Origin of the sequence: Leifsonia sp. PS1209, from assembly GCF_012317045.1 — a bacterium.
GTDB lineage: Bacteria > Actinomycetota > Actinomycetes > Actinomycetales > Microbacteriaceae > Leifsonia.
The window spans coordinates 3,733,887-3,756,824 of record NZ_CP051154.1 but is presented as its reverse complement, the minus strand read 5'-3'; the positions used below and the strand labels follow the sequence as shown (position 1 = coordinate 3,756,824).

Below are 22,938 nucleotides of genomic sequence, written 5' to 3'. Positions count from 1 at the left end.
AATAATGAGTTCATTTCATTGTTCGGCCGGCTCAGATCAGGTCGGACGCCTCGATGCTCGTATCGGCGTACAGCGCGGGAAGCTGCAGTGTGAGCCACGGGCTGAACGCCCAGGGCGTCGCCTCGACGGCGTCGAGCAGCACGCGCGGGTCCACCCAGCGCCACTCCGCCACCTCACTCGGCTCCGGAGCAAGCTCGCCGGAGATCGTGGCCGTGTACACCGGGCACACCTCGTACTCGACGATGCTCGCCGCATCCACTGCCCGGTAGCGGAAATCGGGGAGGGCCACCACCAGGTTGTCGATCGCGGCGCCCAGCTCCTGACCAGCACGGCGCGCGATGGCGTCCTCGAAGTCTTCGCCGGGGGCCGGATGCCCGCAGAACGAGTTCGTCCACACGCCGGGCCAGGTCAGTTTGCTCAGCGCCCGCCTGGTGACCAGGATGCGTCCATCGCCGTCGAACAGGTGGCACGAGAACGCCAGATGCAGGGGCGTGTCCGTGGTGTGGACGGTCGCTTTGTCGGCGACCCCGATCGGGGTGCCGTCGTCGGCGAGCAGGACGACCTCTTCGCGGGATGCGGTCATGCATCCATTCTCGCCGATCAGGACGCGGGCACTCGCCCCCGCCGCACGGCGGAACGCGAACGCGCCCCGGTCCCTGGGGAACCGGGGCGCGCCCGCGTGGTCACGGTGCTCACTCCGCCGCGTCGGACGGCTGACCGTCCTGGGCGGGGCGCTCGCGCCAGCCGAGGTTGCGGGCCATCGCTTCGAGCGTTTGGAGCGTGGTCGTGTAGTCCTCCTCCGCGATGCCGGCGGTCACCGCATCCCGGACTCCCTGGATGCGCGCCAGCGCCGACTCGTACGCCGCACGCCCGGCCTCGGTCAGCTCGACGCGCTCGTTGCGCTCGCCGGACAGGGTGACCCATCCGCGCTCCGCGAAATCGGCGATGGTCGACTCGACGCGGGAGGCGGGGGAGTGGTGCTTGCGGGGGTGGTCGTGGTGGTGGGGGTGCTCGCCGTGAGCGTGCGGGTGCTCCCCGTGCGGGTGGTGGTCACCGTGAGGGTGCTCGCCGTTGTGGTCGTGCGGGCGCGGGTGGCCATCGGCGAACGGGCCGGGACGGTGCGGGTGCTCCCCGTGGCGCTGTGCGCGCAGCTCCTCGAAGCGCTGACGGCGTTCCTCCCAGAAGGCGGCGCGCTCGCTGTCGGAGGCGAATCGGGGGTGGTCGCCGAAGCGTCCGTGCCCGTCGCTGTCCCGCCGGGACTCGCCGCGGCCGTTCCAGCCGCGCGTGCCGCCGAACGGCATGCGGCCTCTGCTGCCTCGGTTGTCTCGGCCTGCCCGTCCACGGCGGGGCGGGAGGGCAGCGGCGACCTCGTCGACGCTGGTGGCGCCGTCGGCGATCGTGCTGAGGATGCGCCAGCTTCCGCGGCGGAGGTCGAAGTCGGAGAGCTCGTCGCGCATCCGGTGGCGGAGCTCGTGCTCGATGACGCCGAACCAGTAGGCCGGCGGGGTGGTGTGTGAATTCGTGTGGGTGTTCATTGTCGAACCCTTTCCTATTGCATGTACTGTTACAAGCAGGTGTATGATTACATACATGGAAATGGATGGTCAAGCCCCCGAATCCGATTCGCAGGATGCGGACATCGTCGCGCTCGTCGAGCAGTCGCTGATGGCCGTGCGCCACGACCAGTCGCGGCGTCGGATGCACGGAGGCCCGCCCAGCCACGGGATGCCCGGACGCCCGCCGTGGCAGGACGGCTTCGGCCGCAGCGCCCACGGCAGCCCGGGCTGGGGCGGCCACGGCGACCACCACGACCCGCGCACGCACGACCACGGTGAACATGGCGAACACGGTGGTGGCGATCAGGAGCCGGGTACTGGCGCAGGCCCCTTCCCCGGCTTCCCCGCGTTCGGCGACTCCGGTCGTCCGGGTCCCGGACGCCGCGGCCGCCCCGACGGCTCACTCGGACGCGCCGCCCGCTTCCGGATGCTCGACGTGCTCGAAGCGGCCGAGCGAGACGGCACGACGTACTCGATCAGCACCCTCGCGCCCGCCATCGGCGTCGACCAACCGCGCGCGAGCAGGCTCGTGCAGGAGGCGGTCGATCGCGGACTCGTCAGCAGGGTCACCGATCCGGCGGATGCGCGGCGCACCCTCATCCAGTTGACCGCCGCGGGACGCAAGCAGATCGGCGAGGTGCGCACCCACCGGCGCTCGGCGGTGGAGCAGGCCCTCGCGACGTTCACGCCGCAAGAGGCGCGGGAGTTCGCGGACCTGTTCGCCCGGTTCGTGCGGGCGTGGCCGCGCGACTGACCGCCGACGCCCGCTTCCCACCCCAGCGCGCAAAAGAAATTCCGAAATCTCCCCGCATTCATGTCGATCGGGGCTCGCGCCGTTCGACCTCTGGGTGCAAAGGTCGAAGAGCGACCTCAGATCAAGGAGAACACCCAATGTCCAAGTACATGCTCATCCTGCGGCCCACCGAGGCTGCTGCGGCGGCTTTCGCGAACGTCGACTTCACCGAGGTCCTGGATGCGATGGGCCGGTTCAACGACGAGCTCATCCGGGCCGGCGTGCTGCTGGCCGCCGAGGGTCTCGCCGACCCGAGCGAGGGCGTGGTCGTCGACTTCACCGGGGAGGCGCCGGTGGTCACCGACGGTCCGTACGGGGAGACGCGCGAGCTGTTCAACGGCTACTACATCCTCGACGTCGCCTCTGTGCAGGAGGCCGTCGAGTGGGCGAAGCGGGCGCCGATGACGTCCGGCAGCATCATCGAGATCCGCCGTGTGCCGTCGATCGACGAGTTCCCCCAGGACAACGAGTGGATCCAGAAGGAACGCGCCTGGCGCGAGCAGACCGGGCAGCTCTGAGCACGCCAGGCTCGCCCACCCCGGCGCCCACCCCGGCGCGCGCGGCGGTCGAGGCGGTGTGGCGGATGGAGTCAGCCCGCATCGTCGGCGCCCTCGCGCGCTACACCGGCGACTTCGCGCTGGCCGAAGACCTTGCCCAGGAGGCGCTTGCAGAGGCGCTCGTCTCCTGGGCGGTCGACGGCGTCCCCGCGCAGCCGACCGGCTGGCTGTTGACCGTCGGGCGGCGCCGGGCGATCGACTCGTTCCGCAGGAGGGCGGCCCGCGATGAGCGGTATGCGCTCCTCGCCCGCGACCTGGAGGAGGAGCTGCCGGGTGCCGACGCCCTGTTCGCTCCGGACGCCATCGACGACGACGTGCTCGCGCTCATGTTCGTCAGCTGCCACCCCGTCCTCTCCCGGGAGGCGCGGATCGCGCTGACGCTGCGGGTCGTCGGCGGCCTCACGAGCGAGGAGATAGCGCGGGCGTTCCTCGTGCCGGTTCCGACCATCCAGGCCAGAATCACCCGCGCGAAGAAGACCATCGCCGCCGCGCGCGTCCCGTTCGCGATCCCGGAACCCGACGAGCGCGCCGAACGCCTCGGCTCGGTGCTGCAGGTGGTCTATCTGGTGTTCTCGGAGGGCTCGTTCGCATCCACTGGCCAGACGTGGATGCGCACCGACCTCGCCGACGAGGCCAGGCGGCTGGCGCGGGTGCTGGTGCGCCTCGCCCCCGAGCCGGAGGTGTTCGGCCTGCTGGCGCTGATGGAGCTGACCGCCGCGCGCTTTCCGGCCAGGATGGATGCGCGGGGCGAGCCGATCCTGCTCGAAGACCAAGATAGGGGCCTGTGGGATCAGGCGGCGATCCTCCGTGGTCGCGCAGCTCTCGCGCACGCCGCATCCGCCGGTCGCGGACTCGGGGCGTACGGTCTGCAGGCCGCGATCGCCGAGTGTCACGCGGTGGCGCCGTCGGTGGCGGAGACCGACTGGAAACGCATCGTGCTGCTCTACGAGGCCCTCGGTCGGCTGGCCCCGTCGCCGGTCATCGAGCTGAACCGCGCGGTCGCGGTGGCCATGTCCGACGGCCCGGCAGCGGGCCTCGCTCTCGTCGACGCGATGGTCGCGCGCGGCGACCTCGCGGGCTCCTACCTGCTTCCGGCCACCAGAGGCGAGTTGCTGACGCGCCTCGGCCGACGGGATGCGGCCATCGCCGCCCTCGAAGAGGCGCACGCCGCCTGCCCATCACCCCCCGAGCGCGCCGCCCTCTCCCGCAAGCTCACCGCCCTCCGCGCCCCCTGACCGCCCTCGCCCCGCTCCCGCCCGGCCCCCCAAGCCATCGAGTCCGGACTTATGCACGCGACACGCCGCGCCGAGCGTGCATAACTTCAGACTCGATCGTCGGGGAGCAGCGCGAGCGCGGGGATGACGCGGTCGCGGAGGAGCGGGGCGAGGTCGCCCAGCGGGTCGGCCGGGTCCGACCAGCGCAGCTCGGCGATCTCCGCCGCGGCCACCGGCACGCCCGTGAGGTCGGCCGCGTACACCGTCGCGTCGAGCGTGTGGCCCGGTTCGTTCGCGGCGTCGGCCTCCCACGCGCCCAGCAGCCGGAGTTCGTCGATGGCAAGCCGGATGCCCACCTCCTCGCGCACCTCCCGCACCGCGGCCTCAGCCGCGGACTCGCCGGGCTCCGGCTTGCCGCCGGGCAGCATGAACCGGGATGTTCCCCGCTTGCGCACCGTGAGCACGTGCCCGTCCTCCCTGACGAACGCGACGGCGGACACGATGATCACGGGGTGCGGCATTCTTCGAGCGTATCCCGGCTGCATCCCACGTCGTCGTCCCGCCTCCCCGCCCGCGCGCATCCATCGAGTCCGAAGTTGTTCACGCCCAGCGCGGCGTGTCGCGTGAACGAGTTCGGACTCGATTACTTCGTAGCGCGCACCGGGATGAGGAGGGCGAGGCCCGCGGCCAGCACCAGCACGATCCCGAGGATGCCCCAGTACTGCGCGCCGCCGACCGCGACGAACGTCGCGAACAGCAGCGGCGCGAGGAACGACACGGCGCGTCCAGTGGTCGCGTACAGCCCGAACACCTCGCCCTCGCGGCCGGCGGGCGTGACCCTCGCGAGGAACGTCCTGCTCGCCGACTGCGCCGGCCCGACGAACAGGCACAGAACGAGGCCGCCGATCCAGAACGCCGTCGCGCCGAGGTCGTGCGCGAAGAACACCGCCAGCCCGGCGATCACGAGGCCGACCAGGGAGGTGACGATCACCGGTTTCGCGCCGAACCGGTCGTCGAACCGGCCGGACACGAAGGTGCTGATGCCCGCGACCACGTTGGCCGCGATGGCGAAGATGATGACGTCGCCGCTGCTGAACCCGAACGTGCCTTGGGCGAGGATGCCGCCGAACGTGAACACCCCGACCAGCCCATCGCGGAACAGCGCGGACGCGATCAGGAAGAGCACCGTGTTCCTGCTCTCCTTCCACAGCGTCCCGATGTCGCGCACCAGCACGCCGTACGACTGGAAGAACCCGACGCGCGGACGGCGGGAGCCGATCGGCATCTCCGGCACGGCGATGAGCACCGGCAGCGAGAAGATCAGCGTCCAGGCGGCGGCGATCAGCGCGATGATCCGGATGTTGAGGCCGGCATCCTCGGTGACGTGGAGCATCCCGCCCGTGCCGTCGTCGTTGCCGGTGACGAGACCGAAGTAGACGATGAGGAGCAGGACGATGCCGCCCAGGTATCCCGCGCCCCAGCCGAAGCCGCTGACCCTGCCGACCGTCTTCGGCGTGGAGACCTGCACCAGCATCGCGTTGTAGTTGACCGTCGCGATCTCGTAGAAGATCGTGCCGACGGCCACCAGGACCACTCCGAACAGGAAGTAGCTCGGCTCGCCGACCACGAAGAACATCAGCGCGGTCATCACCACGACCACGCCGGTGTTGATGCCGAGCCACAGCTTGCGCCTGCCGGACCCGTCGGTGCGCTGCCCGAGCACCGGCGCGATCAGGGCGACCACGATGCCCGCGATGGCGAGCCCCCAGCCGAGCCCGCTCGACAGCGGGGCCTCTGCCGCGGTGACGGCGGCGTGGGCCGGTCCTTTGAGGTCGGTCTCCGCATCCCGGGCGACGACGAGGGCGGGGTCGACGAACAGGCTGCCGGTCAGATAGACGGTGAACACGAATGTGGTGATGACCGCGTTGAACGCCGCGCCGCCCCAGTCCCACAGCGCCCACGACACCACTTGACGACGCGGGATGCGCCGCTCGGCCGAACTGTCCACGAACAGCGGAGAGGTCGAGGTGACCAGGGCGTCGGTGTTCACGGGCGCCGGCTGCTTGCCGCGCTCGGCGTCGCTGCCGTTCGCGCTCGGGGGAGTGCTCATGTGCTCAGCGTATGGGTTCGCGGTTGCCGGAGGGTGAACCGGGACGCCGTGGCGCGCCCGGTGCCGATGATCCGTGCGCGCACGGTTCCCGCTGTCGTCCGGACGCCGGTAGGCTCGCGGCCGAAGGTGCTCCGGATGCGCAATATGTCCGGAGCGGCATACGAGGCACGGGAGGCTGGAATGACCGCTACGGCGCACGAGGTTCGACAGTACGGCTGGGTGCGGCATCTGCTGCCCCGCATCGTGATCGGCGCGCTCATCGCCGCCGCGCTGGTCGGCGTGTACGCGGTCGTCATCGGCCGGTTCGACGAGACCTGCTGGCGGCTCATCGGCACCATCGCGCTGCTCGTCTTCTTCTCGCTGGTGTCCTGGTACGACGCGGACGTCTCCGCCCGGCGCGCTCCCTGGTTCGGGGTGGTCAGCGTGATCACGTCCGCCTACCTGCTGATGGCCGGGCTGGCGAAGATCTGGGTGCCGGTCGCGGGCGGACCGTACGATCCGTTCGCCTACCGCCCGTGGTGGGAGCCGTTCGCCTGGTTCGCGCTGGTGGCGGTGACCAGGCTCGGCCTGCTGCACATCCACCTGGTGCTGAACACACAGCGCCGGTTCACGGGCCCCGTGATGAGCAACGTGACCGTTGTGACCCTGCTGCTGGTGGGTGCGCTGACGCTCGGCCTCTCGCTGCCGCTTGCGCTGCCGGCGGTGGACTTCGGCGAGACGTACTGGCGGCTGCTGGCGGTGGTGGCGATCCTGGATGCGCTGGGCACGATCCTGATCCCGCTCACGTACTCGCTGTTCGGGCCGAAGGCGGCCCCGCAGCAGACCGCGTTCGCTCCCGCCCCTGCTCCGGCCTTCGCCCCGCAGGCGTTCCCGTCGGCGCCACCCGCTGCTCGCGCACCCGCACCTGCGCCCGCAGCACCAGCAGCACCCGCCGCATCCACCACCCCGCACCCGGTGCCGCCGACCGCTGCATACCCGCGCCTCGACGCCGCCGCCGGGCTGCGGCTGGAGTGGCCGCGCTACATCAGCGGCCAGCCGCTCCCTGCTCGCGCAGACGGTTCCCCGGACTTCACCGGCGTCGTCGGATACTGACCCGCGGGCGGCCTAGATCGCGATCGGCAGCGTGTACTGGTTGCCGCCGTGGTTGCGCACCTGGCGGTGCAGGCTCTCCATCGTGATGTCGAGCTGGTTCGCCTTCACGGCGGCGTCGGTGAGGTCGCGCAGCAGCTCATCCGGCACCTCGCCGTCGTACTTGTAGTAGATCTTGTGTTCGAGGCTCGCCCAGAAGTCCATCGCGACCGTGCGGATCTGCACCTCGACGGGCACCGCGATCGGCCCGCCGGACAGGAACACCGGGACCTCGACGATCGCGTGCAGGCTCTTGTAGCCGTTGGGCTTCGGGTGCGCGATGTAGTCCTTCACCCGCAGCACGTTCACGTCCGCCTGCGCGGAGAGCAACTCGAACACGTGGTAGACGTCGGAGACGAAGCTGCAGACGATCCGGATGCCCGCGATGTCGGTGATCGCCTCCCTGATCGCGTCGAATGACGGCTCGCACTCTTTGCGGACGATCTTCTGCTCGATGCTCTCCGCCGACTTGAGCCTGCTGTTGATGTGCTCGATCGGGTTGTAGTCGTGCAGCTCGGCGAACTCTTCGCGGAGGATCGACACCTTGGTGGAGATCTCGTCGATGCCGAACTTGTAGGGCATGATGAACCGCGCGAAGTCCGTGTTGAACGCCTGCACCTCATCCAGAGTCGCCGGGTCGATGTTCTGCAGAGCCTCGATGGCCCTGGACGACAGCAGCGGGCCGTTGTGATCGACGTGAAAGGACTCCGGAACCATGTACAGCACGCTATCGACGGTCCTTGTGGAGGCGGTGTGAATCCGCGGGCTTCGTCGTTCCCGTACGAGTCGCAGTGGGGCGACCCGCGCTGCAACGAGGCGCTGATCGTCCGCGGCGAGGACCCGGCGGCCTTCCACGACTGGATGCTCGACGGGTACGCGACCGCCGACGAGTACCGCTACTGGGCGCGCAACGTCTGCGGCCTGGCCTGCCTCCGTTCCGTTGTGAGGGTGTGGCGGCCGTCCGCCGCCGACGCGACGATGCGCGAGCTGATCGACGGGGCGATGGATGCGGGGGCGCTCGTCCCGGAGGAGCACACCGTCCGCGGCCTCTACTACCGCCCCTTCCTCTCCTGGATCGCCGACGAGTTCGGCCTGGACGGCGAGGTCGTCGAGGGGGTGACCGCGCGCGAGCACTTCTCGGCGGTGGCGCCCGGCGTCGTGGCCATCGCGTCTGTCGCGCCCGAGATCCGCTACCCGGACCGGCCCAACGAGCGGGTCGGCGGCCACCTCGTGCTCGTGCACGGCTTCGACGGGGAGACCGTGTCGTTCCACAATCCGTCCGGCATCGGGCGGACGGCGGCGGACGCATCCCTGCCCGTCGATGAGTTCGAGCGCTTCTACGCCGGGCGCGGGATGCTCCTCCGCGACTGAGCATTCACGGCTGGATGCGCCGTTCTTCCCGCCGATTCCGGGAATGAAACCCCTCTCGCCAAAGTTGAGTCTAGTGTGCTCAAGTTTAGAGCTCGCAGCTTGACAGTCTCCCCCGCGGATGCGACACTTGAGCCGTCGGGACTCAACTCTTGACCCCCAGCTTTTACAACCGAACATCCAGCAACAAAAGGAGAACAGCACATATGTCACGTGCAGTAGGAATCGACCTCGGAACCACGAACTCGGTCGTCGCCGTCCTCGAGGGTGGCGAGCCCACCGTCATCGCCAACGCGGAGGGTTTCCGCACCACCCCGTCGGTCGTCGCGTTCACGAAGGACGGCGAGGTGCTCGTCGGCGAGACCGCCAAGCGCCAGGCCGTGACCAACGTCGACCGCACCATCGCGTCGGTCAAGCGCCACATGGGCACCGACTGGACGGTCGAGATCGACGACAAGAAGTACACGCCGCAGGAGATCTCGGCCCGCATCCTCGCCAAGCTCAAGAGGGACGCGGAGCAGTACCTCGGAGACACCGTGACGGACGCCGTCATCACCGTCCCCGCGTACTTCAACGACGCCGAGCGTCAGGCCACCAAGGAGGCCGGTGAGATCGCGGGCCTCAACGTGCTCCGCATCATCAACGAGCCCACCGCAGCCGCACTCGCGTACGGCCTCGACAAGGGCAAGGAAGACGAGCTCATCCTGGTCTTCGACCTCGGTGGTGGAACCTTCGACGTCTCCCTCCTCGAGGTGGGCAAGGACGACGACTTCTCGACCATCCAGGTCCGCGCGACCGCCGGTGACAACCGCCTCGGTGGAGACGACTGGGACCAGCGCATCGTCGAGTGGCTGATCAAGCGCTTCAAGGACTCGACCGGTGTCGACGTCTCGAAGGACAAGATCGCCCTGCAGCGTCTGAAGGAAGCCGCTGAGCAGGCCAAGAAGGAGCTCTCGTCGAGCATGTCGACGAGCATCCAGCTGCCGTACCTGTCGCTGACGGAGAACGGCCCGGCCAATCTCGACGAGACGCTCACCCGCGCCCAGTTCGAGCAGATGACCAGCGACCTCCTCGACCGCACCAAGAAGCCGTTCCAGGACGTCATCCGTGAGGCCGGCATCAAGGTGTCCGACATCTCGCACGTCGTGCTCGTCGGTGGTTCCACCCGCATGCCCGCCGTGAGCGAGCTCGTGAAGCAGGAGACCGGCGGCAAGGAGCCCAACAAGGGCGTGAACCCGGATGAGGTCGTCGCCGTCGGCGCCGCACTCCAGGCCGGCGTCCTGAAGGGCGAGCGCAAGGACGTCCTGCTCATCGACGTGACCCCCCTGAGCCTCGGAATCGAGACCAAGGGCGGCATCATGACGAAGCTGATCGACCGCAACACCGCGATCCCGACCAAGCGCAGCGAGACCTTCACGACCGCGGACGACAACCAGCCGTCCGTCGCCATCCAGGTCTTCCAGGGCGAGCGTGAGTTCACCCGCGACAACAAGCCGCTCGGCACCTTCGAGCTCACCGGCATCGCCCCGGCACCCCGTGGCATCCCGCAGGTCGAGGTGACCTTCGACATCGACGCCAACGGCATCGTGCACGTGTCCGCCAAGGACAAGGGCACCGGCAAGGAGCAGTCGATGACGATCACCGGCGGTTCCTCGCTGCCGAAGGACGACATCGAGCGCATGGTGCGCGAGGCCGAGGAGCACGCGGCCGAGGACAAGAAGCGTCGTGAGACCGCCGAGACCCGCAACACGGCCGAGCAGCTCGCATACTCGATCGAGAAGCTGATCAAGGACAACGAGGACAAGCTCCCCGAAGACGTCAAGAACGAGGTCCAGGGCGACGTCGACGCGTTGAAGACCGCACTCGCGGGCGACGACGAGGACGCTGTCAAGACCGCGTACGACAAGCTCAACGCGAGCCAGCAGAAGCTCGGAGAGGCGATCTACTCGTCCGCTCAGGCCGACGCGGGCGCCGGTGAGCAGGCTCCTGCGGGTGACCAGCCCGCCGAGGAGAACTCGGACGAGGATGTCATCGACGCAGAGGTCGTCGAAGACGAGGAGAAGAAGTAAGCATGTCGGACCAGAACCCCAACGGGCAGGGCGAAGACCCTGAGCGCGAGGAGCCGGTAGTCCGCGACAAGCGGAGGATCGACCCCGAGACCGGCAAGGTTCGGCAGCCGGCGGGCCAGGACGGCCAGGACGGCCAGGAGGGCGGGGACGCCGGAAACGACGCCCCCGACCTCGCCCACGAGGAACTCGTCGATGTCGGCCCGGCCGACGGCGAGGGCCTCGGGTCCTTCCTCTCCGACGAAGACCTGGACGTGCTGAGCGGCCAGTCGACGGCGGACCAGCTCGCGGCCGAACGGCTCGCCGACCTCCAGCGGGTCACCGCGGAGTACGCGAACTACCGCAAGCGGACAGAGTCCAACCGCGAGATCGAGCGCGAGCGCGCGGTCGGCGACACGGTGAAGAGCCTTCTTCCCGTGCTCGACGACCTCGACCGTGCCGAGAAGCACGGCGACCTCGAAGAGGGCAGCGCGTTCTCGACCATCGCGGCCAAGCTCCGGACCACCGCTGAGCGACTCGGCCTCACGCCGTACGGCGAGAAGGGCGACCCGTTCGACCCGCAGATCCACGAGGCGATCTTCCAGCAGCCGACCCCCGGCGTGACGGTCGACACCGTCGCGGACGTGGTCGAGACGGGCTACAAGCTCGGCTCCACCACGGTGCGGGTGGCCAAGGTCGTCGTCGCGGTTCCGGCCTAGGCTCCGGATGCGCACGCCACGCGAAGCGGCGGGATACTCATCCCGCCGCTTCCGTGGTGCGCGCTCGCGATAGATGCAGACTTCATACACACAGACTTCACACCAACAGACTTCATACACACAGGCACACACAGGCTGAGAAAGGAGGCGCCGTGGCAAGCCAGGACTGGTTCGACAAGGACTTCTACAAGGTTCTTGGCGTCTCCAAGGACGTCACCCCCGCGGAGCTCAAAAAGGTCTACCGCAAGCTCGCGCGCAAGTATCACCCGGACTCCAACCCGGGCGACCCGGCGGCAGAGGCCAAGTTCAAGGAGATCAGCGAAGCGCACTCCGTGCTCGGTGATCCCGAGCAGCGCAAAGAGTACGACCAGATTCGCGCGATGGGCTCCGGTGCCCGCTTCACCGCGCCGGGCTCGGCAGGCCAGGGCGGCTTCGACGACGTGTTCGGCGGGATGTTCGGCGGCGGTGGCAACCGCGGATACAGCTACCAGCAGGGCGGCAACTTCGACGACGTGTTCGGAGGGCTGTTCGGCAACAGCGGCGGTGGCTTCGGTTCGGCGAGCGGCGGATTCCGCGGCTACGGCGGACCGACCCGCGGCCGCGACGTGACCGCGCACACCACCATCGACTTCATCACGGCGACCAAGGGCGAGACCATCACCCTGCAGGCGTCGGACGGCAAGCCGATCAAGGTCAAGATCCCGGCCGGCGTCGCCGACGGGCAGAAGATCAAGCTGCGCGGCAAAGGCCAGCCCAGCCCGGATGGCGGAGAGCCGGGCGACATCGTCCTCACCGTCACTGTGCGCAAGCACCCGGTGTTCGAGCGCGACGGGCTCAACCTGCGCGTCACGGTTCCCGTGACGTTCGCGGAGGCGGCCCTCGGCGCGACCATCGAGGTGCCGACGCTGGGCGGCGACCCCGTCAAGCTGCGCGTCGCTCCCGGAACGCCGAGCGGTCGCGTGCTGCGCGTCAAGGGCCGCGGGGTGCAGACCTCGAAGGGCACCGGCGACCTGCTCGCCGTCGTCCAGGTGGCCGTGCCGTCGCACCTGTCCGCCGAGGCTCAGGAGGCGCTCAAGGAGTTCGCCGCGAAGCTTCCGGACGAGAACCCGCGCGAAGAGCTGCTCGCCAAGGCCCGCACCTGATCATGGATGAGAACAGCCAGGTCTTCGTGATCTCGATCGCGGCCGAACTGGCGGGGATGCACCCACAGACCCTCCGCCAGTACGACAGGCTCGGTCTCGTCAGCCCGAGCAGGACGGCGGGCAAGTCCCGCAGGTACTCGATGCGGGATGTGGCGAAGCTGCAGGAGATCGCGCGGCTCGGCGCGGAGGGCGTGAGCCTGGAAGGGATCAGGCGCATCCTGGACCTGGAGGATCAGGTGGGAGCGCTGACCACCAGGGTCCGCGAACTGGAGACGGCGCTGGCCGACGAGCTCCTGAACCGCCCGGGCCACCGCGTGTTCGCCGCCGGCCCCGCGGGCGAGGTCGTCTCGCTGCGCGCGGGCACCCGCACCAGGCGCAGCACCCAGGTGGTCGTCTGGCGCCCGCTCGACAGAGACTGAAGCCTCTCGCCCGTCTAGGCTGTCAGCGGCGATACGTCCCGCCTCACGAGGGCGGCGCATCCCGAACAGCTTCAGCACCCCCACGAGGGGCCGTCCACAAGGAAGGTGGCGATGAAGGCTCTCTTCAAGAGCGAGGCCGGACCCGGTCTCGAACTGGTCGACGTACCGGAGCCCGTGATCGGGCAGGAGGACGTCAAGATCCGCGTGCTGCGGACGGGCATCTGCGGAACCGATCTGCACATCCAGCGCTGGGACGACTGGGCGGCCTCCGCCGTCGCCGCCCCGCTGATCCCCGGGCACGAGTTCTTCGGCGAGGTGGTCGAGGTCGGGCCGCTGGTGCACGACGTCGCCGTGGGCGATCAGGTGTCCGGCGAAGGGCACATCGTCTGCGGAACCTGCCGCAACTGCCGGGCCGGCCGCCGGCAGATGTGCATCCGCACCCAGGGCCTCGGCGTGCAGCGCAACGGTGCGTTCGCCGAATACCTCACCCTCCCCGCCACCAACGTCTGGGTGCACCACAGCACCATCGAGCCGGAGGTCGGCGCACTGTTCGACCCGCTCGGCAACGCGGTGCACACGGCCCTCGCGTTTCCCGTGGTCGGCGAGGACGTGCTGGTCACCGGATGCGGCCCCATCGGCCTCATGGCCATCGCCGTCGCGAGGCACGTCGGAGCGCGGTTCATCGTCGGCACGGACATCAGCGCATCCCGGCTCGCTCTCGCGGAGGGCATGGGCGCCGACTACACGGTCGACGTCTCGCAGGCCCCCATCCGCTCGGCGCAACAGGCGCTCGGGATGCGCGAAGGCTTCGACGTCGGCTTCGAGATGAGCGGGGCGCCCAGCGCGCTGCCGCAGATGATCGAGAACATGAACCACGGCGGCCGCATCGCCATGCTCGGGCTTCCCTCCGCGCCGATCGCGATCGACTGGGGCAACGTGGTCACCCACATGCTCACCCTCAAGGGCATCTACGGCCGTGAGATGTTCGAGACCTGGAACGCGATGGGCGCGATGCTGCAGACGTCGGCGACGCTGCGCGACGCCATCGCCTCCATCGTCTCCGACCGGTTCGCCGCGCGGGACTGGGAGAAGGGTTTCGCCGCCGCGGCGTCGGCAGGCGGAGGCAAAGTGATCCTGGATTGGACGGAGCTCTGATGTACGGAACGTTTCGGGAGACGGTCGCGACGCAGCTGAGCGAGATCGAGGAGGCCGGGCTCACCAAGCGCGAGCGCAGCATCCACGGTCCGCAGTCGTCGCAGATCGTGGCGGACGGCGCGGAGGTGCTCAACTTCTGCGCCAACAACTACCTGGGCCTCGCCGACCATCCTGCGCTGCGGGATGCGGCCAAGCTCGCGCTCGACGACTGGGGTTACGGCCTCGCCAGCGTGCGCTTCATCTGCGGAACGCAGGAGCAGCACCTGGAGCTGGAGCGGCGGGTGTCGCAGTTCCTCGGCACGGAGGCGACCATCCTGTTCTCGTCGTGCTTCGACGCGAACGGCGGCGTGTTCGAGACGCTGTTCACCGCGGACGACGCGATCGTCTCCGACGAGCTGAACCACGCATCCATCATCGACGGCATCCGCCTCTCCAAGGCGCAGCGGTTCCGCTACAAGAACCGCGACCTGGCCGACCTGCGCGCCCAGCTCACCGCGGCACGGGATGCGGGCGCCCGCCACACGGTGATCGTCACAGACGGCGTGTTCTCGATGGACGGGTACATCGCCCCGCTGCGCGAGATCTGCGACCTGGCGGACGAGTTCGGCGCCCTGGTGTTCGTGGACGACTCCCACGCCGTCGGGTTCGTCGGGGAGCACGGGAGGGGGACGCCGGAGTTCTGCGGCGTGGCGGACCGGGTGGACATCTACACCGGCACGTTCGGCAAGGCGCTGGGCGGCGCATCCGGCGGCTACGTGTCGTCGCACCGCGAGATCGTGGACCTGCTGCGCCAGCGCGCACGGCCCTACCTGTTCTCGAACACGCTCGCGCCGTCGATCGTCGCCGGCACCATCGCGGCACTCGACCTGCTGGAGCAGTCCGACCAGCTGCGGGCGCAGCTCGTCGCCAACGCTGCACTGTTCCGCTCGCTGATGACCGAGGCCGGCTTCGACCTGCTGCCGGGCGAGCACCCCATCGTGCCGGTGATGTTCGGGGATGCGGCACTCACCGCGCGCATCGCCGACGAGATGCAACGCCACGGCGTGTACGTGACGGCGTTCTCGTTCCCGGTGGTCCCGCGCGGGAAGGCGCGCATCCGGGTGCAGCTGTCCGCGGCGCACACGGAGGACGAGATTCGCCGTTGCGTGGAGGCGTTCAGCGCTGCCCGGGATGCGGTGGGCTAGCGCTCCCTGCCCGCCCCGCCACTTCTGGGGGCGGCGGTGGACTCGCGCGCGATGACGCGCACGGGCGGCGCGTCGACGCGTTCGACGCGCTCGCCCGCGCGCATTCTCGTGTACGCGTCGTGCAGGGTCGCCGCGAGGGCGTCCGCGTCGAAGGCGACCGTGCTGAGGCGCGGGATGAACTCGGCGGAGCCCGCGTGGTCGTCTGCGCCGATCACGGACACGTCGTGCGGCACGGGGATGCCCGCGTCGGCCAGCGCGCGCACGGTCGCCATCGCGAGGCGGTCGTCGTATGCGGCGACGGCGGTGGGGCGGTCCGCGTCGAAGCGCCAGCCGCGCGCCCAGTCTCGGAGGGAGGCCGCCGACGTGCCGGCGTGGGAGACGGTGAGGGTGGCGCCGGCGCGTGCTGCCGCGGCGCGCGCCCCGGCAAGACGGGCGGCGGCGGTCGCGGCGGCCGTAGGGTCTGTCGGGGCGATGAACACGATCCGGTCGTGCCCGAGCCGCGTGAGCTCGGTGACGGCTGCGTCGCCGAACGGCTCCTGCGGCACGACGAGGGTGGGGGCGTAGCCGACCGGCTCCTGGCCGTGCACGATCAGCGCGCGGACCCCGGCGAGACGCAGCAGCTCCGTCGCCTCCGCGTCGCAGCGGGCCGCCTCGGCGAGCACGGCCTCCGGGCGCAGCCGCGCCCAGAGCTGGGCGGCCTCCGCACCGGTGAGGTCGGTCTCGACGTGGCTGAGCGCATCCACTCCGTCGTCGACGGTGCGAGCGAGGAGTGCGGCGAACGCGCGTTCCAGCGTGGCTCCGCTGTCGCGCCCGGAGGCGGTGAACAGCAGCCCGGAGACCGCCTCGCCGCTGGCGAGTGACCGCGCCGCCGTGTTGGGCGTGTATCCGAGCAGCCGGGCGGCCTCGAGTACGCGGTGCCTGGTGTCGTCGGAGACCCGGGAGTTGGGCTTGTCGTTGAGCACAAAGGAGACCGTCGCGCGCGAGACGCCTGCCGCGAGGGCGACGTCTGCGCTCGTCGGGGCTTTGACGACGTGAGGGGTGAACATCCTGGTCTCAGTCTAGGCCGGAGCGACCCCGGTGGTTACGCGAGTAAGCGGAAAACCGACCAATGACTTGTATTAAGCCCGACGGTGTCCTATGGTTACGCGTGTTAGCACGCAACGTCGCCTGCTCGAAAGGACAACCCCTGTGACAACGCCGTCGGAAGAAACCGGCACCACCCCCCAGCGTCCGGTTCAGCCCACCATCCCCTCCAACCTCTCCGGAGTGCCAGAAAGCTCGGCGCTTGCGTCGACGATCACCACTGCCGGCAGCCCGTTCAGCGCGGCCCCGACCTCCGCCGTCAGCGCGCAGCGCCCGGAGAAGGTGCGCATCCGGGGCAGGCTGCTCAAGCTGATGCTCTCGATGATGGTGGGCAACATCGCCATCTTCGCCATCTGGGGCGCCGTGCCCGGCGTGCTGCTCCCCCTGCAGGTGCAGGGCATCGTCGGCGAGCAGAACAGCGGGCCCATCTTCGGGCTCGTGGCGACCATCGGCGCGTTCGCCGCGATGATCGCGCAACCGGTCGCGGGCCTCGTCTCCGACCGCACACGCAGCAGGTTCGGCCGCCGCGCCCCGTGGATGGTGCTCGGCGTGCTGCTCGGCGGCCTGTCCCTCCTCTTCATGGGCGCGGCCAACGGCATCGTGCAGCTCACCGTCGGCTGGGTGATGGTGCAGATCACCTTCAACTTCGCCCAGGGCCCGCTGAGCGCGATCCTGCCCGACCGTGTCCCGAGCGGGGCGCGCGGAACGTTCTCGTCGCTGTCCGGGCTCGGCCTCATGCTCGGCTCGCTCGGCGGCTCCATCGCCGGGGCCCAGTTCGCGAAGTCGATCCCGGCCGGCTACCTCACCTTCGCCGGAATCGCACTCATCGTCATCGTGCTCTTCGTGCTCTTCAACCCGGACAGCTCCAACAAGGGGGAGCCGAAGCCGCCGTTCAGCTTCGTCGCCTTCCTGCAGACGTTCTGGGTCAGCCCGCGCAAGCACCCGGACTTCTTCTGGGGCTTCACCGGCCGCCTGCTGCTTTACGCCGGCTACTTCATGGTCACCGGCTTCCAGCTGTTCATCCTGCAGAAGTACATCGGTCTCGGCGACAACGCCGTCGGCATGGTGCCGGTGCTCAGCCTGATCAGCCTCGTCGGCATCATCATCACCACCCTCATCGGCGGCCCGATCTCCGACAAGATCGGCCGCAGGAAGATCGTCGTCATCATCGCGGGCTCCGTCATGGCCATCTCGCTGGTGTTCCCGCTGATCCTGCCGACCGTCACCGGGATGATGCTGTTCGCCTTCGTCTCCGGGCTCGGCTTCGGCGCATACCAGGCCGTCGACACCGCCCTGATGAGCGAGGTCCTCCCGTCGAAGGACGACTTCGCCAAAGACCTCGGCGTGCTCAACATCGCTGCCACCCTGCCGCAGACGCTCGCCCCCGGACTCGCCGGGCTGCTCGTCTTCGCTTTCAGCTCGTACACGCCGCTGTTCCCCGTCGGCATCGTGCTCGCCCTCGTCGGAGCCTTCGCGGTCCTCCCGATCAAGTCAGTGCGCTGACCAGCGCATCCATCGAACCGAAAGACGCACCAACCATGACCGACCTCAGCACCGACATCGACACCGACTCCGTCGTCGCCGGCCTCGTCTCCTCCCTCACCCTCGAACAGAAGGTGCGCCTGCTCACCGGCGCCTCGTTCTGGACGCTGCACAGCGAACCGCAGATCGGGCTCGACACGATCGTCGTCTCCGACGGGCCCGCCGGTGTGCGCGGTCAGCTCTGGGACGAGAGGGACAGCTCGGCCAACCTTCCGTCGCCGACCGCGCTCGCCGCATCCTGGGACGTCGACCGGGTGTACGCACTCGGCCAGCTGATCGCTGCGGAGGCGCGTCGCAAGGGGGTCGGCGTCGCACTCGGCCCGACCGTCAACATCCAGCGCTCGCCGCGCGGCGGCCGCCACTTCGAGGCGTACAGCGAGGACCCGTGGCTGTCCGGCGTCGTCGGCACGGCGTTCGTCAGGGGCGTGCAGTCCTGCGGCGTCGGCGCGACCCCGAAGCACTTCGTCGCCAACGACAGCGAGACCGACCGCATGACGGTCAACGTCAACGTGGATGAGCGCACCCTGCGCGAGGTCTACCTCGCGCCGTTCGAGCGCATGGTCACCGAGGGCGGAGCCTGGCTGGTGATGTCGTCGTACAACTCGGTCAACGGCGTCACGATGACCGAGAACGAGTTGCTGCGCTCCCCGCTCAAAGACGAGTGGGGCTTCGACGGCGTGGTCGTCTCCGACTGGATGGGCGTGCGCGACACGGTCGCGGCCGGTGTCTCGGCACAGGACGTCGCGATGCCGGGTCCGGACGGCGTCTGGGGCGATGCGCTGGTCGAGGCCGTGCGCGCCGGTCAGGTGTCGGAGACCGACATCGACGAGAAGGTGCTGCGCATCCTGAGGCTGGCAGGGCGTCTCGGCGCGCTCGACGGTGTTGAAGCGGCGACCCCGCTGGCCGAGCCGTGGCCGGCCGAGCGCATCGACGCGCTGCTCCGTGAGGCCGCGGCGGACGGCATGGTGCTGGTGAAGAACGACGCGGCGGGCGCATCCCCCGTCCTGCCGCTCGGCACGGACCCCGGCACCGTCGCGGTGATCGGTCAGCACGCCCGCATCGCCCGCAGCCAGGGCGGTGGATCGGCGACGGTGTTCCCCGATCACGTCGTTACCCCGCTCGACGGTCTGGAGGAGGCGTTCGGCGCAGAGCGCGTGTCGTTCGCGCCAGGGGTGCGGGCCTCCGAGTCGCTGCTCCCCGTGGATGCGACGGTCGCCACCGATCCGGCGACCGGCGAATCCGGGGTGCACGTGCGCTTCCTCGGCGCGGACGGCGGCGTGGTGCTGGACGAGCACCGCGGAAGCGGCCGCCTCACCTGGCTCGGAGACCCCGTGCTCGCCGACACGGCGGTGGTCGAGGCGACCACCACGTTCACCGCGCCGGAGGACGGCGAGTACGCGGTCGGCTTCGCCGGTCTCGGGCTGTTCCGCTTCGAGGTCGACGGTGAGCTGAAGAGCGACGGCCTGTTCTTCCCCGACGGCACCGACCCGTTCATGGCGTTCCTCAACCCGCCCAAGCAGTCGTTCCCGATCACGCTCGCGGCCGGGCAGACGGTCGCACTGCGGCTCGAACACCGTCCCCAGCAGCAGCTCGGACTCGCGGCCGTGATGTTCACGCTCGGGTACGAGGAGCCCTTCGGCAGCGCGGACGACGAGCTGGAGCGCGCCGTGTCGCTCGCCGCGGCCTCCGACGTGGCCGTCGTGGTCGTCGGCACGACGGAGCAGCTCGAATCGGAGGGCTTCGACCGCGACGGCCTGCGCCTCCCGGACGGACAGGACGAGCTCGTGCGCCGCGTCGTCGCCGCGAACCCGCGCACCGTCGTCGTCGTCAACTCGGGCGGCCCGGTGATCCTCCCCTGGCTCGACGACGCTCCCGCCGTGCTCCTCACCTGGTTCCCCGGCCAGGAGATGGGCCACGCGCTCGCCGACGTGCTGACCGGCGCCGTCGAACCGGGCGGCCGCATCCCGACCACCTGGGCGGCGACGGAGGACGACGTGCCGGTCTGGCAGGTCGAGCCCGTCGACGGCCAGCTCTACTACGACGAGAAGCTCAACGTCGGCTACCGCGAGTGGATGCGCAGGCAGGCGGCGGGCGGACCGGCCCCGGCCATCCCGTTCGGTCACGGCCTCGGCTACACGAGCTGGGAGTTCGGGGAGCCGAGCGTCGAGGGCGGCGGTGCCGGCGGTGTCGGCCTCGAAGTCAGCGTTCCCGTGACCAACGTCGGCGACCGTGCAGGCAAGCAGGTGGTGCAGGTGTACCTGAGCCGGGTGTCGGACTCCGACATCGAGCGACCGGTGCTCTGGCTCGCGGGCTACGCGGTGGTGCGCGCGGAGGCGGGAGAGTCGGCGGTCGCGACCGTCGCCATCGAACCGCGCTCGCTGCAGCACTGGTCGGTCGACGACCACGCCTGGCTGACCGAGGGCGGCACGTACGCGGTGCGCGTCGGTTCGTCGGTAGCGGAGCTGTCGGAGGCGGTGGAGTTCACGGTGTGAGCGGTGCGCTGGTCACGCCGTGTGGATGCACGGTGTGACCAGCGTGGTTCAGTTCTGCCGGTTGCCGCCGGGGTGTCTGGAACTGCTGTGCTTCGACATCCCGTACACGGCCAGGACGAGCCCCACGCAGGCAGCGCAGAGCCCCGCGACGAATGCTGCGATGACGAACGGGTTCAGCTGAGCCGCCGTTCCGTTCAGGTCGGCATCGACGCCGCTTTCGAACAGCGTGGTGCCCGACCAAAGGGCTGAGACCGTGCCCACGAGGGCAAGGGCAAGTCCGATGAGACTCGTCTTCACGGTTGCCTCACTGCGGGTTGCACGCCGCGAGAACAGTGCGCGCGTAGCCGACGTCGGGACGCCACGAATCCAGGTTCCAGGGTGTCTTCCAGATCCCGACGTTGGCTGCGTGGCAGACGAGTTGGTCCCGCCATTTGTTTCCTTCGTAGGCGGCGGGAACGATCGCCTTGTAGTTCGCGTAGATCGTGTCTCCCGAGTACGCATTCCACTTGATCTGTGCAGGATAGACGCTGATGATCGTTCCCTGCGAGCTGCTGTTCTGGACGATCTTGGTGTAGAAGCCGTTGCTTCCGAGTGTCGTCGGATCGGCGACGATCGGGTACGCCGACCCGACGCCATGCTCAACTATCTGCGTGAGCGTGGTTCCGTTGATGACGTACCGCGTCGCAACATCCTTTCCTCGCGCATCCTTGGCCCACGGCAGCGCGATGGAGGCCACGAGTTCTCCCGCTCCGTCGACAGCGACAATTCCGCCGTCCGCCAACCGTCGCAACGTCACGCCACCGGAGCAGTCATAGTCATACGAGTACGACGTCGGCGCATCCGCCCCTTCGATGATGGTGTTGATCTGCACACTGCCGTCGCTTTGGACAACCGGGACCGTGCTCGATCCATTGCGGTTGTCGAATGACACCACACCCGGCTTCTGCACCTCCGCGTCCGCCGCCTGGTCAGCGAACGGGAGGCCGATCGAGACCGTGCCGCCTTCGCTGCCCAGTGTGATGCCGTTGGATGCGTCGACCGGCACCGTCACCGTCGCCCCGGCCACGGTCGCGTCGATCGCATTCTCACCGGTAGCGGTCGTCGGCACGCTAGCCGCAGACTCGATGGTCTCTGGTGTTGCGGAAGCCACCACCGCCAACGTGTCGTCCGGGTTATCCGCGAATGCGGGAACCGCGCCAGCCGTCCCGATTGTTGTACCCACTGCGAACGCGGACACCCACCGCTTCGTCACCTTCGTCATGCTGTTCCTCTCGTCATCGAGTAGAAGCCGGGATATCTAAAATTCCGAACCTAACGTCATACACTAATCCATCCTCTATGTGGCGCGCCCTGCACCGCTCACGCGTCCCCGCAACCACAACGCCCCGCGCCTCCGCCCCACCTCACCGTGTGACCGGGTAGCGTGGGGGAGCCCTCCCGGAAGGAGACCCCATGATCGTCGACAACGCCGTCTACGTCGACGGTCGGCGCACCGCTGACCCGACATCGCTGGAGCAGACGTTCGAGACGGTGCGGGAGCGCAACGGGTTCGCCTGGATCGGCCTGTACCGGCCGACCGAGAAGGAGCTGGCCGCCGTCGCGACCGAATTCGAGCTGCCGGAGCTCGCCGTGGAAGACGCCCTGAGCGGGCACCAGCGCGCAAAGCTGGAGAAGTACGGCACCACGACGTTCGTGGCGCTGCGGCCCGCGCACTACATCGACGAGACCGAGAAGGTGGAGTTCGGTGAGGTGCACGTCTTCCTCGGCGAGCAGTTCGTCATCACCGTGCGGCACTTCGAATGGCCGGACCTCTCGATCGTCCGGCACAGGATGGAGCACGACGCGCGGCTGCTCGCACCCGGTCCGATCGGGGTGCTCTACGGCATCCTGGACCAGATCGTCGACGACTACGCCCCCGTGATCGCCGGTCTGGAGAACGACATCGACGAGATCGAGGACCAGCTCTTCAACGGCGACCGCACGGTGTCGCGCCGCATCTACGAGCTGTCTTCCGAGGTGATGACGTTCCAGAGGGCGGTCAACCCGCTCGGCGGTGTGCTGCAGAGTCTCAGGGACGCGCTCGCCGCATCCGGTGCGGACGAGTCGTTGCGCGACCGGTTCCGGGATGTGCACGACCACGTCATCCGGATCGTGGAGCGGGCGGACGGGTTCCGGCAGATCCTGCAGAACGCGCTGCTGGTGCACACCACGCTCGTCGGCCAGGCGCAGAACGACGAGGTCAAGAAGATCTCGTCCTGGGCGGCCATCCTGTTCACCCCGACGCTCGTCGGCACGATCTACGGGATGAACTTCGACCACATGCCGGAGCTGCACTGGGCGCTCGGCTACCCGTTCGCGCTCGCGCTGATGCTGGCGACCGGCATCGGGCTGTACTACGCGTTCAAGCGGAACAACTGGCTCTGACGCCGGA

Annotated in this window: 22 protein-coding genes; 14 read left to right on the top strand and 8 right to left on the bottom strand. The window is 69.1% G+C overall.

Features of this window, described 5'->3' with window-relative positions:
* Positions 1 to 31 precede the first annotated feature (31 nt).
* The gene (gene idi, locus HF024_RS17970) at positions 32 to 583 is read right to left on the bottom strand and encodes an isopentenyl-diphosphate Delta-isomerase (RefSeq protein WP_168690499.1); all 552 of its coding nucleotides are present in this window, start codon (positions 581 to 583) and stop codon (positions 32 to 34) included.
* Between the two features lie 109 nt (positions 584 to 692).
* Complete coding sequence (locus HF024_RS17965) at positions 693 to 1,535, bottom strand: hypothetical protein (RefSeq protein ID WP_168690498.1); 843 nt, start codon at positions 1,533 to 1,535, stop codon at positions 693 to 695.
* Between the two features lie 61 nt (positions 1,536 to 1,596).
* Here HF024_RS17965 and HF024_RS17960 point away from each other — a divergent pair, with 61 nt between their 5' ends.
* The 3 genes from HF024_RS17960 (at position 1,597) to HF024_RS17950 (ending at position 4,141) form a co-directional block, all read left to right on the top strand.
* Positions 1,597 to 2,310 carry a MarR family winged helix-turn-helix transcriptional regulator gene (locus HF024_RS17960; RefSeq protein WP_168690497.1) on the top strand — a complete coding sequence of 238 codons (714 nt, stop codon included), beginning with the start codon at positions 1,597 to 1,599 and terminating at the stop codon, positions 2,308 to 2,310.
* A gap of 137 nt (positions 2,311 to 2,447) precedes the next feature.
* Positions 2,448 to 2,867 (top strand): YciI family protein, encoded by a 420-nt coding sequence (locus tag HF024_RS17955; RefSeq protein WP_168690496.1) that lies wholly within the window; start codon positions 2,448 to 2,450, stop codon positions 2,865 to 2,867.
* Positions 2,868 to 2,932: 65 nt separating this feature from the next.
* Positions 2,933 to 4,141 (top strand): DUF6596 domain-containing protein, encoded by a 1,209-nt coding sequence (locus tag HF024_RS17950; RefSeq protein ID WP_210724106.1) that lies wholly within the window; start codon positions 2,933 to 2,935, stop codon positions 4,139 to 4,141.
* A gap of 86 nt (positions 4,142 to 4,227) precedes the next feature.
* Here HF024_RS17950 and HF024_RS17945 read toward each other — a convergent pair whose 3' ends face one another.
* Positions 4,228 to 4,641, bottom strand: coding sequence for an NUDIX domain-containing protein (locus HF024_RS17945; protein WP_168690495.1), 414 nt, complete (start codon positions 4,639 to 4,641; stop codon positions 4,228 to 4,230).
* A 122-nt stretch (positions 4,642 to 4,763) separates the two neighbouring features.
* On the bottom strand, positions 4,764 to 6,230 hold the full coding sequence (locus HF024_RS17940) for an MFS transporter (protein ID WP_168690494.1): 1,467 nt from the start codon (positions 6,228 to 6,230) through the stop codon (positions 4,764 to 4,766).
* A 135-nt stretch (positions 6,231 to 6,365) separates the two neighbouring features.
* On the opposite strand from HF024_RS17940, the gene HF024_RS17935 reads away from it, so the two are divergent.
* Complete coding sequence (locus HF024_RS17935; protein ID WP_168690493.1) at positions 6,366 to 7,322, top strand: hypothetical protein; 957 nt, start codon at positions 6,366 to 6,368, stop codon at positions 7,320 to 7,322.
* Between the two features lie 12 nt (positions 7,323 to 7,334).
* Here the strand turns inward: HF024_RS17935 and HF024_RS17930 are convergent, their stop codons facing one another.
* On the bottom strand, positions 7,335 to 8,075 hold the full coding sequence (locus HF024_RS17930) for a GTP pyrophosphokinase family protein (protein ID WP_085368394.1): 741 nt from the start codon (positions 8,073 to 8,075) through the stop codon (positions 7,335 to 7,337).
* A gap of 36 nt (positions 8,076 to 8,111) precedes the next feature.
* On the opposite strand from HF024_RS17930, the gene HF024_RS17925 reads away from it, so the two are divergent.
* The 7 genes from HF024_RS17925 to HF024_RS17895 all read left to right on the top strand — a co-directional run bounded on the left by HF024_RS17925 (position 8,112) and on the right by HF024_RS17895 (position 15,390).
* The gene (locus tag HF024_RS17925; RefSeq protein ID WP_168690492.1) at positions 8,112 to 8,729 is read left to right on the top strand and encodes a C39 family peptidase; all 618 of its coding nucleotides are present in this window, start codon (positions 8,112 to 8,114) and stop codon (positions 8,727 to 8,729) included.
* A gap of 203 nt (positions 8,730 to 8,932) precedes the next feature.
* A complete protein-coding gene (gene dnaK, locus HF024_RS17920; protein WP_168690491.1) occupies positions 8,933 to 10,795 on the top strand; it encodes a molecular chaperone DnaK in 1,863 nt (620 codons plus the stop codon).
* 2 nt (positions 10,796 to 10,797) lie between these two features.
* A complete protein-coding gene (locus tag HF024_RS17915) occupies positions 10,798 to 11,490 on the top strand; it encodes a nucleotide exchange factor GrpE (RefSeq protein WP_168690490.1) in 693 nt (230 codons plus the stop codon).
* Positions 11,491 to 11,642: 152 nt separating this feature from the next.
* A complete protein-coding gene (locus HF024_RS17910; RefSeq protein ID WP_085368232.1) occupies positions 11,643 to 12,632 on the top strand; it encodes a DnaJ C-terminal domain-containing protein in 990 nt (329 codons plus the stop codon).
* A gap of 2 nt (positions 12,633 to 12,634) precedes the next feature.
* On the top strand, positions 12,635 to 13,051 hold the full coding sequence (locus tag HF024_RS17905; protein ID WP_085368231.1) for a MerR family transcriptional regulator: 417 nt from the start codon (positions 12,635 to 12,637) through the stop codon (positions 13,049 to 13,051).
* 111 nt (positions 13,052 to 13,162) lie between these two features.
* Entirely contained in the window at positions 13,163 to 14,206 is a 1,044-nt protein-coding gene (gene tdh / locus HF024_RS17900) for an L-threonine 3-dehydrogenase (RefSeq protein ID WP_168690489.1), read from the top strand.
* Positions 14,206 to 15,390, top strand: coding sequence for a glycine C-acetyltransferase (locus HF024_RS17895; protein WP_168690488.1), 1,185 nt, complete (start codon positions 14,206 to 14,208; stop codon positions 15,388 to 15,390). Before tdh ends, HF024_RS17895 begins: the two co-directional genes overlap by 1 nt.
* Here the strand turns inward: HF024_RS17895 and HF024_RS17890 are convergent.
* Positions 15,387 to 16,436, bottom strand: coding sequence for a LacI family DNA-binding transcriptional regulator (locus tag HF024_RS17890; protein WP_168690487.1), 1,050 nt, complete (start codon positions 16,434 to 16,436; stop codon positions 15,387 to 15,389). The two genes, HF024_RS17895 and HF024_RS17890, sit on opposite strands and share 4 nt — an antisense overlap.
* A 142-nt stretch (positions 16,437 to 16,578) precedes the next feature.
* On the opposite strand from HF024_RS17890, the gene HF024_RS17885 reads away from it, so the two are divergent.
* Both HF024_RS17885 and HF024_RS17880 read left to right on the top strand, forming a co-directional pair.
* Entirely contained in the window at positions 16,579 to 17,976 is a 1,398-nt protein-coding gene (locus tag HF024_RS17885; RefSeq protein ID WP_168690486.1) for an MFS transporter, read from the top strand.
* Between the two features lie 35 nt (positions 17,977 to 18,011).
* The gene (locus HF024_RS17880) at positions 18,012 to 20,507 is read left to right on the top strand and encodes a glycoside hydrolase family 3 C-terminal domain-containing protein (RefSeq protein WP_168690485.1); all 2,496 of its coding nucleotides are present in this window, start codon (positions 18,012 to 18,014) and stop codon (positions 20,505 to 20,507) included.
* Between the two features lie 48 nt (positions 20,508 to 20,555).
* Here HF024_RS17880 and HF024_RS17875 read toward each other — a convergent pair whose 3' ends face one another.
* Positions 20,556 to 20,804 carry a hypothetical protein gene (locus HF024_RS17875; protein ID WP_143465579.1) on the bottom strand — a complete coding sequence of 83 codons (249 nt, stop codon included), beginning with the start codon at positions 20,802 to 20,804 and terminating at the stop codon, positions 20,556 to 20,558.
* Between the two features lie 7 nt (positions 20,805 to 20,811).
* A complete protein-coding gene (locus tag HF024_RS17870) occupies positions 20,812 to 21,768 on the bottom strand; it encodes a DUF2599 domain-containing protein (RefSeq protein ID WP_085368224.1) in 957 nt (318 codons plus the stop codon).
* 191 nt (positions 21,769 to 21,959) lie between these two features.
* Here HF024_RS17870 and corA point away from each other — a divergent pair, with 191 nt between their 5' ends.
* Positions 21,960 to 22,931: a magnesium/cobalt transporter CorA gene (gene corA / locus HF024_RS17865; RefSeq protein WP_085368223.1), complete on the top strand. Its 972-nt coding sequence runs from the start codon at positions 21,960 to 21,962 to the stop codon at positions 22,929 to 22,931.
* Positions 22,932 to 22,938 lie beyond the last annotated feature (7 nt).